We start from the raw sequence: 12,073 nt of genomic DNA on the forward strand, positions 1-12,073 counted from the left end.
GGCGGCACAGCCCTGCAGGAGGTCGGAGATGTCAGGCATTGAGTGGCGGAAGAGAACGGTCACATCCAACGGTGTGTCGCTCGCGGTCCGGGAAAGCAGTGGCGAAGGCCCTGCCGTCATATTTCTGACCGGTTTGGGGACCCCGCAAAGTGTGTGGAGTCGGGTGGCTGAGCGGATCAGCGGAGAACACCGGGTGATCACGTTCGACTACCGTGGACACGGCCGATCGGGGGTCGCGGGAGAGTATTCGTTCGACCTGCTTCTCGACGACGTGTCGGCGGTCCTCGACGCTACTGATGCGCGAAATCCGTTGCTGTGCGGCTGGTCCTTAGGTGCCGACCTCGCGGTCTGGCATGCTGCCGGCCATTCGGACGTACACCACGTGATCGCCCTGGACGGCGGCATTCCGGCCGAGCCTGTCGCCGCGGAGGCAGACTGGATGGATAGTTGGAGGGCCCGGCTGCTGGGTGGACTGGCGCGGATGTTCGGAGCCGGAGTGCGGATGAGCACGGGGGAGCTACTTGCGCTGACCGACGAACTCCACGAGCGGCGCCGCTCCATCCTGGACGCGTATGCGCGGGTGTCGTGCCCCGTGGAGGTTGTCCTTGCGGAAACGCCGAACGATGCGGTCGCGGCCGGGCGGACCGAGGGGGGCACTGGGCAGGTGAGCGACGAGACTTGGCGGGCCGGTGCGCACCGCCTGGCCGCCGCCTACCCGAATGTGCCGATCCGCTGGCTGGAGAGCGATCACGCCATGCCGATCCGGGTGCCTCATCGGATTGCTGACCTGATCGCCGGCGCTTTTCACCCGCAGCAGCCAGGTGGGGACTGAACGGCATCATCCCGGTGGGCTCGGCGAGCTATCCACACGGCTCCGGTACACGGAGCCTTGCCTTATACAGCAGACTCGCTGCTCCGCGTCATCGGGGGAGACATTATCTGCCGGAGCGCCTACGACCCTCTGAGCAGGAAGCCCTTGCCGCCGTACTTGCGGTGTGCCGACTGCTTGGAGACGCCGAGGGCCTCCGCGATCTGCGCCCACGACGCGCCGTCGTTGCGGGCACGGCGGACGAGGACCGCTTCGCGGCGCTGAACCTCGCGGCGGAGTTCAGCCAGCGCACGCAACGAGTCGATCGCCCGAGGGCTGTCGGCTGCCTTGAGCAACTCGTGCAGGCTCTCGTCCGTCATAATGCCCAATCTACCGCCGCTCGTCGCGCGGCTACGGCTGCCTTCGATACCAAGAACTGCACGGCGGAGCCGTGTGGAACGGTTCAAACGTCGTTCTTGGTATCGAAGTCGGAGCCTGCCTCAGTCTTTGGCGGGGCTGATGCCGGGAAGGGCCAGCATCCGGTCCAGAGCCACACCGGCCCAGTGGGCGGTGTCGGGGTCGACCTGGATGCGGTTGACCACACGGCCCTCGACCAGGCTCTCCATGGCCCAGACCAGGTGGGGCAGATCGATCCGGTTCATGGTGGAGCAGAAACACACATTGCGGTCGAGGAAGACCACGTTCTTGTCCGGGTGCCGGTCAGCCAGCCGCTTGACCAGGTTCAGCTCGGTGCCCACGGCCCACGCCGAGCCGGACGGAGCCTCGTCGATGGTCTTGATGATGTACTCCGTGGACCCGATGTAGTCGGCTTGTGTGACTACCTCGTACTTGCACTCCGGGTGCACCAGCACATTCACACCAGGCACCCGTTCGCGTACTTCACGCACCGAATCAGCCGTAAAACGACCGTGCACGGAGCAGTGTCCCTTCCACAGCAAGATCCGCGCGTTGCGGAGTTCTTCGTCGGTGACGCCGAAACCGGGCTGGTGCGGGTCGATGACGATGCAGTCTTCGAGAGAGAACCCCATCTGCAGCACGGCGGTGTTGCGGCCCAGGTGCTGGTCGGGGAAGAACAAGACCTTCTCGCCCTGTTCAAACGCCCATTCCAGGGCGCGCTGGGCGTTGCTGGATGTGCACACCGCACCGCCGTTGCGCCCGACGAACGCCTTGATGTCGGCGGAGGAGTTCATGTACGTGACGGGGACGGTCGACGACGCGACACCCGCGTCGGCCAGCCGGGCCCACGCGTCCTCCACCTGCAAGATCCGCGCCATGTCTGCCATCGAGCAGCCAGCGGCGAGATCGGGCAGGATGACCTGCTGGTGGTCGCCGGTCAGGATGTCGGCGGACTCGGCCATGAAATGCACGCCGCAGAAGATGATGAACTCGGCCTCCGGCCGGGCGGCGGCGTCCCGGGCCAGCTTGAAGGAGTCGCCGCTGACGTCGGCGAACTGGATGACCTCGTCGCGCTGATAATGGTGGCCGAGCAGGAACGCCCGCTCGCCGAGCGCCTCCCTGGCCTTGCGAGCCCGGTCGACCAGATCGGGGTCGCTCGCGGAGGGCAGGTCACCCGGACACTCCACGCCGCGTTCGGTGGAGGGGTCAGCGCCGCGGCCCAGCAGAAGCAGGGGCAACGGAGCAGCGCTCTGTGGATCGGTGACGGTCACGGGTCGACGCCTCACTTTCACGGGCTGATGCCTCTACATAGTCCCATAGAGATAACCACGCCAACGGTGGCAGACTTCCCAATGTGATGACTGCCATGCTCGCGGCTCTCGTGTTCGTCGCCGTCGCGGCGGCGTTCGGGTTCGCGTCGTCCGCCCAGCGACGCGCCGAAGAACTCCAGCGCCGGGCCGAAGCGCTGGCCGAGCACAACCACCGGCTGGAGCGTGCCCTCGGCGTGGCTGAGCAGTCCTTGCGCTCGCTTTCGCACGACACCCGGCTGGATGCTGGGATGGCCGTACAGATCGACTCCGCTATCGAGGACATCCGGCGAGCCGCGCGCGGCGACGACACCGGCCTCGACCGCTGATGCGGCTTGTATTGCCCCGACACGTGGCGTCTCTCCTTGCCCAGCAGACTCGGTCGGGGGAGAGGCTTCGCCATCGACCTCCCTCGCTGATGCCCACCACGCCATGGAGAGACTCCACGTGCCGGGCCTCTAGGCGGGTTCGCGGTCGACCGAGTAGCCGTTCTTCCAGATCGCCGTGATGTCGTAAGTACCGATGACGTCGTCGACGGACGTAGCGTTCATCAACACCAGGTCCGCGCGGAGACCGGGAGCGATCCGGCCACGGTCAGTGAGCCCGAGCAGGTCGGCCGGGGCGGACGTGGCCGCGGCCAGCGCGGCCTCGGCGGGAAGGCCCGCGGCGGCCAGAAGCTGCATCTCGTGCAGGGTACTCACACCGGAAATGGTCCCCGGGTTGGTCAGATCGGTACCGGCCAGCACGGGCACCCCGGCTTCGTACATGGCCGTCGCCGGGAGCGTGGACGAGTGCGTCGACGCCGGCTGCCACCGCGATTGCGGCATGGGCACACGTGGCCACATGGGCCACGGCCAGAACGCCATGGTCATGTGCCGCGGCGACGACTGCCTCGACCTGTTCGGGTGTCAGCGTGTTGAGTGAGCCGCCATACAGTCCGCCGTCCTCGATGACGAGTTTGATGTAGTCGGAGCCTTTGTCGAGGCGGTTGGCCACGAAGCCAGGGATGTCCGTATCCGCGTCGACGGTGGGGATCTCACCGAATTGGGTGCCGTGGCCTTCGGGAGCGGTGACCAGTATCCCTGCTGTCCACACGTCCGCGCCTTTCGGCTGGGTCATCGACGTCCGGTCTGCACGGAAGCTGCTGGCCACGGGGCCGAACATCTCGAACATCGTGGTGGTGCCGAAACGCAGTGCCGGACGGGACAATCGGGTGGCAATGTGCACATGGGCGTCGATGAGTCCGGGCAGCAGGACCCGGCCTTTCGCATCGAGAACCTCGACACCGGCGCTCGGCGGACCTGTGATGATCTCGTCGAGGAGCCCGTCGCGGACCACGACCGTGTCCGCGTCGAGTACACGCTCACCGTCGAAGACGACGGCGTTGGTCACGGCGAAATTCGTCGTATCAGGTTCGGTGGGAGCAGCCGGTGTGGGCGGGGAGCCGCCGGTCTCGGCACCGGATGAACACGCGCCGATCGCCGGCACCGACAGACCGGCCAGAGCGGCACCCAGGAGGTTCCGGCGGGTCATCTGACACATAAGAACCGACCTCCGCTGCATCCGATGCGAGATGATCTCAGGATATGGGCCGGTGCTGACAGTGTGTCGCGCCGCCCGCGCATCAGCCGAAAGGGACCGAGGGGATGTACGGCATCGGTGGGCGCATGTGCCGGAAGGCGAGAAATCCGTCCTGCTCGATGCGTAGACCCGCCGCCAGGCCGACGTCCAGCGCCCACTCCTGCTCAGATGTGAGATAACGCACCTTGACCTCTTCGCCCGGTGGGATCTGGGCCAGGGCGGCCCACATCAGCCGCTGAGCGACGGCGCGGCTGGTCGCGGCCAGTGGCCCGATGGTGGCCCGGTCCAGGTAGGCATAGCCGGAGCCGTTCATGATGTCGCAGATCAGCAGCGGGCCGTAGCTGGCCATGATGGCGTGGTCCGGGCGGTGGGTTGCGTCCCGGGCCCGGCGGTCCACGGAGTCGACGAGGTCGAGATCCGACTCGCCGGCCAGCCGGACGCCGCGCACATCCGGCACGACGTCGCCGGTGACGACGCCGGTGAGGCACATGGTGGGATGCAGGTTGAAACCCGCGTTCCGGTACAGACGCAGCGCTCCGGGGTGGGGCATCGCGCAGAGCATCCCGCGCAGGCACCCCTGGCTGTAGCCGACGGCCGCGTCGAGCAGCGCCTTGCCCGCACCGCGGCCTTGATGATCAGGGTCGATGGCGAAAGTCGACAGCACCCAGAGTTTGTCCCGGCGCAGCGAGGCCGCCACCCCGATCACCCCCGAATCGTTTTCGGCCACCCAGCAGCCGTCTCGGTCGACCGCGAGAATATGCGCCAGCCGGCCCGTCCAGCGCTGTTTGGCCAGCGCGGAGCGCGGCGGCCCGTCCGGCGCGAAAGCGCGTGCGGTGACGCGTTCGGCGGCATCGATGTCGTCGGCTCTCATCGGTCGGATGCGCATGAGGCAGACTCTGCCGTATGCGCATCCTCGTTGCACCTGACAAATTCGCCGGCACTCTCAGCGCCGTGGAAGCGGCTGACGCCATAGCCGAAGGCTGGTCACGGACCGATCCGGAAGCTGACGTCGTCACGGTTCCGATGGCAGACGGCGGACCGGGGTTCATCGAGGTCCTGCACGCGAGCCTGGGCGGTGAACTGCTGGCAGTGACTGTGCGCGGGCCGCTCGGGGACCCGGTACCGGCGGCGGTACTGAAAGTGGGGGAGACGGCCTACATCGAATCCGCACAGGCATGTGGGTTGGTCTTTCTGCCCACCGAGGCGGATGGTCGTACGCCTCGCCCCGGGGTGGCGGCGCAAGCTTCGACGTACGGCGTCGGTGAGCTGATCGCGGCGGCGATCGATGCCGGGGCGCGGCGTGTCGTCATCGGCCTCGGCGGCTCGGGCACCAACGACGCCGGGGCGGGCATGCTGGCCGCGCTTGGCGCGTCGTCGGAACCGGTCAAGGCGATGACGTCCGGCCCGGAGGGTTTGGCTCACGTGGCGTCGGTCGACGTCGAGCCCGCACGGGAGAGACTGGCGGGCGTCGAGCTGGTCGCGGCTTCGGACGTGGACAACCCGCTGCTCGGGCTGCGGGGGGCGACCAACGTGTTCGGAGAACAGAAAGGCTTCGTCGGCGACGACGCCAAACTGGCCGCCGACGCCGCACTGACCACGTTCGCCGAAGCAGCCGGGCGCAAAGTCGCTGACGCCAAGGGGGCGGGCGCGGCTGGAGGGCTGGGATACGGGATCCTGCTGGTCGGCGGGCGTCGGGAACCCGGCTTCGCCACGGTGGCGGCAGCGGTGGGCCTTCCGGACTTGGTAGCCACATCCGACGTGGTGGTGACCGGTGAGGGCAAATTGGACTGGCAATCGATGAACGGCAAGGTTCCGGTCGGAGTAGCCGGATTGGCCGGCTCGGCGTTGCGTCCGTGCATCGCGATGGCCGGAGCCGTCCAGGTTGGCAACCGTGAACTGCGCGCCAACGGGATCGAGGCGGCGTACTCGCTGGTCGACATCGTGGGCACGGAGGAGTCGTTCGCGCATCCGGCCCGTAGCCTGGCGGCCGTGGCCGAGCGGGTGGCGAAGACCTGGAGCCGGCGCTGAGCGGTGCTGTGCGGCGTTGTGACTCGCGACATGGCGGCCGAGACGCCCATCTTGCGTAAACTGGCAGCTACGGCTTGGAATGAGATCCCGGTCGCGCACGTTAGACCTACAGACGCAGTCCACATATTTCGTCAGGAGAACAACGATGACGGTTCAGGAACAGACCGCCAGCGACGTCGTGCTCACAGAGGACGCGGCCTCCAAGGTCAAAGCTCTCCTCGAGCAAGAAGGGCGGGACGACCTCCAACTGCGTATCGCTGTGCAGCCGGGCGGCTGCTCTGGTCTGCGCTACCAGCTGTTCTTCGATGAGCGCTCGCTTGACGGCGACATCGTTCAGGACTTCAGCGGGGTCAACCTCGTGGTGGACCGGATGAGCGCTCCGTACCTGATGGGTGCCACGGTCGACTTCGTCGACACGATCGAGAAGCAGGGCTTCACCATCGACAACCCCAGTGCCACGGCCTCGTGCGCCTGTGGCGACTCGTTCCACTAGCACTGCCTGAGTCAGCCCGCCGGCACGGCCCTGCGCCCACCTAAATGATCATGTTTGGTGGGTTTCCTCGTGCAACACCATGCCTGCAGGCTTGTTGACGCTCGAAAGAACCCACCAAACATGATCATTTAGGTGGGGGTGCGGTGGCGAAGCCGTTAGTGGGTGCGCCGGACCAGGTACGAGGGCGAAGATTCCTCGGGTTCGCCTGGCCCGGCGTATTCGTGACGGCGCATCCGGCACCACGCCGGCACATCCGTGGCCGCGGCGGGATCGTCGGCGATGACCCGAATCAGCCCGTCAACGGGGACGTCACTGATCCGCTTGGCCAGCTCGATGATGGGTAACGGGCATCTCATACCCCGGCAGTCGAGCACCAGATCACTCATCTACCCCTCCAGTCACACGCCGGCTTCAGTGCGGAGCCGAGCCACTACGCCGGGCACAACGCTGAGGAACCGGTCGACGTCCTCGGCGGTGCTGTCCCGCGTCAGTGAGACGCGAACGTTGCCGTGCGTCAGAACCCCCATCGCTTCGAGAACGTGGCTGGGCCGCAGCGTGCTCGCCGTGCACGACGAGCCGCTCGACACCGCGAAACCCTCCCTGTCCAGCTCGGTGACCAATGCCTCACCGTTCGCGTATAAGCAGGAGAAGGTCACCAGGTGGGGGAGACGCTCGACCGGATGCCCGACCACTTCCACGTCCGGGACACGGGCCGGGATCTCCCGGCGGATCCGCTCGACGAGGTCCCGGTGCCGGGCGGCCAGCTGTTCGGCCTCTTCGGCTCTGGCCCGTAGCGCCGCCGCGGCGGCCAGCACGGCGGGTATGTTCTCGAAGCCGGGAACCCGGCCGTTCTCGCGCTCGTCCTCGGGCAACGCTGAGCGCCAGCGGCTATCGCGCCGGACGGCCAGGACGCCGACGCCTGGCGGGCCGCCCCATTTGTGGGCACTGGCAGCTAGTACCGACCAGCCGCCTGGAGTTGGCGTCCTTCCGACACTCTGGGCGGCATCGACGAACAGCGGCACACCGTGCTCACGGCAGGCCTCGGCGACCTCGGCTACCGGTTGCACGGTGCCGACCTCGTGGTTGGCGGACTGCAGGCACGCCAGCGCCGTGTCTGGGCGTAGTGCCGCTGCGAACTCGGCGGGGTCGACCCGGCCGTGCTGGTCCACGCTCACACGACTGGTGGCGGTGTGCAGAACGGAAGAGTGCTCGACCGCCGAGGCGACCACCTCGTGCCCCACTCTGCGTCGAGCGTGCATCGTGCCCAGCATGCCGAGATGGACCGCCTGCGTGCCGCTGGAGGTGAAGGAGACCTCATCGGGGCGGGCTCCCACGACGGACGCCACGATTTCGCGAGCATTGTCAAGCAGCAGCTTCGCACGTCGCGCGGAGCCGTAGAGCCGCGCCGGATCGAACCAGCCTTGGTCGAGAGCATCCATCCACACCTCGCGCGCAGCGGGATGCAGTGGTTCGGTCGAAGCGGCGTCGAAGTAACCTGAAACACTGGCCGCCGGCTCGTCGTCACGCGGAGTACCCACGACACGTACGGTAACCGTAGACCTCCTCGGAGATCGCCAGCGCGTAACCGCTAAGGTGGGCGACGACAACAGAAGCTTGCCTTGGGCGTTCCATGCCGGTTGCCGGATGGGCGCTCGTATCAAGGTGAGTGCCATGCATGGAAGGGCGCCTCGTGGGTCACGATGAAAGAGTTCGCCCGGTGCGTCGCAGGGTCAAGGCTGCGGCCGCCGCGGTTGCCTCGGTATTGGCACTGAGTGGCTGTGCCGCGGACGCTTCCGGTCAGTGGCAGCGCATGGGGCTGCCCGAGGGCGCCACTGAGGAAGCGCCGCTGATCGGGGACCTCTGGGTTGGGTCCTGGGTCGCCGCGCTGGTGATAGGTGTGCTGGTGTGGGGGCTGATCCTCTGGGCCGCGATCGCGTATCGCAAGCGCAACGACGAGATGCCCGCCCAGACGCGATTCAACATCCCGATCGAGTTCTTGTACACGGTGACGCCGTTGATCGTCATCGGTGTGCTCTTCTACTTCACCATGCAGCACCAGGACGAGATCCTCGCCGAACCCGAGTCTCCGGACTTGACGGTGGAGGTCATCGGGCAGCAGTGGTCCTGGACGTTCAACTACGTCGACGAAGATGTCTACGACATCGGGACCACCACGGAGATCCCCACTCTCTACTTGCCGGTCGATGAGACGGTCCGCTTCGAGCTGAACTCGCCGGATGTCATCCACTCATTCTGGGTGCCGCAGTTCTACATGAAGATGGACGTCGTTCCAGGGCGCACCAACAGCTTCCACGTCACACCGAACCAATTGGGCACCTTCGCGGGTAAGTGCGCTGAGTTCTGTGGCGCGTACCACTCGCGGATGCTGTTCAACGTCGAGGTCGTCCCGGCCGAGGAGTATGCCGCTCAGATGGATAACCTGCGCGAGGCCGGTCAGACCGGACAGATAGATGCGCCGCTGCGAGGCGCGTACTCGGAGAGGCCGCTCAACGAGGCCGGGAGTGAAGAGTGACCACATACGTCGAGCCCACTACCGAGGGCGCGCCTCAGCCGCGGCAGTCGGCGCACCGCAAGGGCAACGTCGTCGTCCGGTGGCTTACGTCCACCGACCACAAGGTGATCGGGTACATGTACCTGATGGCGTCGTTCGGGTTCTTCCTGATCGGCGGCGTGCTCGCCCTGCTGATGCGCTTGGAGCTGTTCTCGCCCGGCACGCAGGTGATGAGTGACAGCTTCTTCAACCAGCTGTTCACCATGCACGGCACCATCATGCTGCTGCTGTTCGCCACCCCTTTGTTCATCGGCTTCGGCAACATCATGGTGCCGCTGCAGATCGGCGCACCGGATGTCGCCTTTCCCCGACTGAATATGTTCAGCTTCTATCTGTTCGTGTTCGGCGGGCTGATCGTGGTGGCCGGCTTCCTGACGCCGGGTGGTGCAGCCGACTTCGGCTGGTTCGCCTACACCCCGCTGTCCAACTCGCTTTACAGTCCGTCCGCGGGTGGCGACCTCTGGGTAGCGGGTCTGGCGATGAGCGGTTTCGGCACCATCTTTGGTGGCGTCAACTTCATCACCACCATCGTGTGTATGCGCGCGCCCGGCATGACGATGTTCCGGATGCCGATCTTCACCTGGAATATCCTGGTGACCAGCATCCTTGTGATCATCGCCTTCCCGCTGCTGGCGGCCGCGCTGTTCGCCCTGTTCGCCGACCGTAACTTCGGCGCGAACATCTTCGACCCATCGGCCGGTGGTGCGATCCTCTGGCAGCACCTCTTCTGGTTCTTCGGTCATCCAGAGGTCTATATCATCGCGCTGCCGTTCTTCGGCATCATCACCGAGATCATCCCGGTGTTCAGCCGAAAACCGATCTTCGGTTACAAGGGACTGGTGCTGGCCACACTGTCGATCGCGGCGCTGTCCGTCACTGTGTGGGCTCACCACATGTACGTGACAGGTGCGGTGAACTTGCCCTTCTTCGCCGCTATGACCATGTTGATCGCGGTGCCCACCGGTCTGAAGTTCTTCGCGTGGATCGGCACTATGTGGCGAGGCTCGGTGACCTTCGAAACGCCGATGCTCTTCTCACTCGGCTTCCTGGTGACCTTCCTGCTCGGTGGCCTGACCGGCGTCATTCTGGCCTCACCGCCCCTCGACTTCCATGTGTCCGACTCGTACTTCGTCGTGGCGCACTTCCACTATGTGGTCTTCGGCACGGTCGTGTTCGCGATGTTCGCCGGCTTCTACTTCTGGTGGCCGAAATGGACCGGCCGTATGCTCGACGAGCGTCTGGGCAAGATCCATTTCTGGACGCTGTTCATCGGTTTCCACACCACGTTCCTGGTGCAGCACTGGCTGGGTGTGGACGGCATGCCCCGGCGCTACGCCGACTATCTACCCGAAGACGGCTTCACGGGACTCAACCAGATATCGACTGTGGGGGCGTTCTTGCTCGGAGTCTCCACGCTGCCGTTCCTCTGGAACGTGTGGAAGTCTCGCTTGTCACCCAAGGTGGCCGTCGACGACCCCTGGGGCTGGGGGCAGTCTCTCGAGTGGGCGACCTCGTCGCCACCGCCGAGGCACAACTTCACTTCGCTACCGCGAATCCGCAGTGAGCGTCCAGCCTTCGACTTGAAGTACCCCGAAGCCGCCTCTGAGTCGCAGCTGAAACCGGCGTCCAGTGGGGTGATGACCGAGGTATTCGGTCCGCCTGACGTTCAGTTGGCCGGTGAGATGGGCACTCCGGACGAGCCGGTCCAATCGCCCGAGGATGATCAGCGCGACGAGAACGAAAAGCGGGAGGGCGAGCAGTGAAAATCGAGGCGCTGATCTTCGTTATTGTCGCCATCTTCCTGGCGGTCGTCACACCGATCTATTGGCTGCTGTCCAACGATCCCACGGGAACGACGGCGTTGACGCTGACGTTCGGCCTTGGTGCGATGATCGCCTTCTACTTCATGCTGTTGGCGCGCAGAATGGGGCCGCGGCCAGAAGACCGTCATGACGGTGAGATCGAGGAGCTGGCCGGCGAGTACGGATTCTTCAGTCCGCACTCGTGGTGGCCGCTGATGGGTGGCGCGGCGGCCACGGTCGTGTTTGTCGGGCTGGTGTTTGCCTGGTTCATCTTCATCATCGGAGCGGCGTTGGCTGCTATCGCGGTGATCGGCTGGGTCTTCGAGTACTACCGGGGCGAGCACGCTCACTAGAACCGCAGGGCGGGCTCGGACGAGCTGGCCCCAGGTTTTGTAGTTCGCCGGGTTGTTCCCTCTCACCTCGCGCGGGACATGCAGGTCCCGTGCGAGGTGCTTTTTCTAGCACTCCTCAGGTCGGTTCGCGGGAGCGCCGATTGGTTAGCCTCGGGAAGTATGAAGCCGCGAAGCTACCAGTTCGGGTCTGTGTGGGTCGTTGCCGTCCCGCTGAGTCGGTGTTGGGATTTCCTCACGTCGCCTGGCCAACGGTGGTTCGACTGGTGGCCGCGGCTGCGGGAGATCGAGATACAACGCACGAGTCGCCTGGTTGGCAGCCGCGCTGTGTGTACGTGGAAGAGCCCACTCGGCTACCGGCTGCGGACCTCGTTGCTCGTCACCGAAGTAGTGGAAGGCACGCGAGTTCGGATGGCGGCCGGCGGCGACCTGACCGGACTAGCCGAAGTCGCACTTTCGGAGCTGCCCGGCGGCGGCACCCGGATCGACGTGACGTGGTGGGTGCATACGACGCGTACCTGGATGAATCTCCTCGCACCCGCGCTACGGCCTCTGTTCCTCTTGGGTCACCGGGCGGTGATGCGCGGTGGCGAGCGAGGGCTGCGACAGGCTCTGGCGGCCGAATCACCCGGTTGAGATCCCGCCCGGGCTCAAAGATAGCCCCATAGCGAGGCACGGGGGAGCGGAAGCCGACCGTGTGCGCCCTGGCTCTGGA

Annotated in this window: 14 protein-coding genes and 1 pseudogene; 9 read left to right on the top strand and 6 right to left on the bottom strand. The window is 65.8% G+C overall.

The window, feature by feature from the left end; genetic code table 11:
• The first annotated feature begins 28 nt into the window (after window positions 1-28).
• A complete protein-coding gene (locus F7O44_RS09360) occupies window positions 29-832 on the top strand; it encodes an alpha/beta fold hydrolase (RefSeq protein ID WP_162449929.1) in 804 nt (267 codons plus the stop codon).
• 119 nt (window positions 833-951) lie between these two features.
• On the opposite strand, the gene F7O44_RS09365 is transcribed toward F7O44_RS09360, so the two are convergent.
• Both F7O44_RS09365 and nadA read right to left on the bottom strand, forming a co-directional pair.
• Window positions 952-1,188: a helix-turn-helix domain-containing protein gene (locus F7O44_RS09365; protein ID WP_162449930.1), complete on the bottom strand. Its 237-nt coding sequence runs from the start codon at window positions 1,186-1,188 to the stop codon at window positions 952-954.
• A gap of 120 nt (window positions 1,189-1,308) precedes the next feature.
• Entirely contained in the window at window positions 1,309-2,496 is a 1,188-nt protein-coding gene (gene nadA / locus F7O44_RS09370; protein ID WP_162449931.1) for a quinolinate synthase NadA, read from the bottom strand.
• 86 nt (window positions 2,497-2,582) lie between these two features.
• On the opposite strand from nadA, the gene F7O44_RS09375 reads away from it, so the two are divergent.
• Window positions 2,583-2,861, top strand: coding sequence for a hypothetical protein (locus F7O44_RS09375; protein ID WP_222851210.1), 279 nt, complete (start codon window positions 2,583-2,585; stop codon window positions 2,859-2,861).
• A 258-nt stretch (window positions 2,862-3,119) separates the two neighbouring features.
• Here F7O44_RS09375 and F7O44_RS32300 read toward each other — a convergent pair.
• Window positions 3,120-3,404: pseudogene (locus F7O44_RS32300) on the bottom strand (amidohydrolase family protein); the annotation flags it as partial.
• Between the two features lie 355 nt (window positions 3,405-3,759).
• Between F7O44_RS32300 and F7O44_RS32305 the strand changes: the two are divergent.
• Window positions 3,760-3,999, top strand: a complete 240-nt coding sequence (locus F7O44_RS32305; RefSeq protein ID WP_162449934.1) for a hypothetical protein — start codon at window positions 3,760-3,762, stop codon at window positions 3,997-3,999.
• Window positions 4,000-4,156: 157 nt separating this feature from the next.
• Here the strand turns inward: F7O44_RS32305 and F7O44_RS09390 are convergent, their stop codons facing one another.
• Window positions 4,157-4,999: a GNAT family N-acetyltransferase gene (locus F7O44_RS09390; protein WP_162449935.1), complete on the bottom strand. Its 843-nt coding sequence runs from the start codon at window positions 4,997-4,999 to the stop codon at window positions 4,157-4,159.
• Between the two features lie 17 nt (window positions 5,000-5,016).
• Here F7O44_RS09390 and F7O44_RS09395 point away from each other — a divergent pair, with 17 nt between their 5' ends.
• The gene (locus F7O44_RS09395) at window positions 5,017-6,141 is read left to right on the top strand and encodes a glycerate kinase family protein (RefSeq protein ID WP_162449936.1); all 1,125 of its coding nucleotides are present in this window, start codon (window positions 5,017-5,019) and stop codon (window positions 6,139-6,141) included.
• Window positions 6,142-6,286: 145 nt separating this feature from the next.
• Window positions 6,287-6,634 carry an iron-sulfur cluster insertion protein ErpA gene (erpA, locus tag F7O44_RS09400; protein WP_162449937.1) on the top strand — a complete coding sequence of 116 codons (348 nt, stop codon included), beginning with the start codon at window positions 6,287-6,289 and terminating at the stop codon, window positions 6,632-6,634.
• 155 nt (window positions 6,635-6,789) lie between these two features.
• Here erpA and F7O44_RS29610 read toward each other — a convergent pair whose 3' ends face one another.
• Window positions 6,790-7,020: a sulfurtransferase TusA family protein gene (locus tag F7O44_RS29610; RefSeq protein WP_222851211.1), complete on the bottom strand. Its 231-nt coding sequence runs from the start codon at window positions 7,018-7,020 to the stop codon at window positions 6,790-6,792.
• Window positions 7,021-7,032: 12 nt separating this feature from the next.
• Window positions 7,033-8,172, bottom strand: coding sequence for a cysteine desulfurase family protein (locus F7O44_RS09405; RefSeq protein WP_222851212.1), 1,140 nt, complete (start codon window positions 8,170-8,172; stop codon window positions 7,033-7,035).
• A 179-nt stretch (window positions 8,173-8,351) separates the two neighbouring features.
• On the opposite strand from F7O44_RS09405, the gene ctaC reads away from it, so the two are divergent.
• The 4 genes from ctaC to F7O44_RS09425 all read left to right on the top strand — a co-directional run bounded on the left by ctaC (window position 8,352) and on the right by F7O44_RS09425 (window position 11,994).
• Complete coding sequence (gene ctaC, locus F7O44_RS09410; protein WP_222851213.1) at window positions 8,352-9,167, top strand: aa3-type cytochrome oxidase subunit II; 816 nt, start codon at window positions 8,352-8,354, stop codon at window positions 9,165-9,167.
• Window positions 9,164-10,969, top strand: a complete 1,806-nt coding sequence (gene ctaD, locus F7O44_RS09415; RefSeq protein WP_343073844.1) for an aa3-type cytochrome oxidase subunit I — start codon at window positions 9,164-9,166, stop codon at window positions 10,967-10,969. Before ctaC ends, ctaD begins: the two co-directional genes overlap by 4 nt.
• Window positions 10,966-11,361 (top strand): aa3-type cytochrome oxidase subunit IV, encoded by a 396-nt coding sequence (locus tag F7O44_RS09420; RefSeq protein WP_162449939.1) that lies wholly within the window; start codon window positions 10,966-10,968, stop codon window positions 11,359-11,361. Before ctaD ends, F7O44_RS09420 begins: the two co-directional genes overlap by 4 nt.
• 159 nt (window positions 11,362-11,520) lie before the next feature.
• On the top strand, window positions 11,521-11,994 hold the full coding sequence (locus F7O44_RS09425; RefSeq protein ID WP_162449940.1) for an SRPBCC family protein: 474 nt from the start codon (window positions 11,521-11,523) through the stop codon (window positions 11,992-11,994).
• Window positions 11,995-12,073: the final 79 nt, after the last annotated feature.

The organism is Phytoactinopolyspora mesophila (assembly GCF_010122465.1).
Taxonomy (GTDB): Bacteria; Actinomycetota; Actinomycetes; order Jiangellales; family Jiangellaceae; genus Phytoactinopolyspora; species Phytoactinopolyspora mesophila.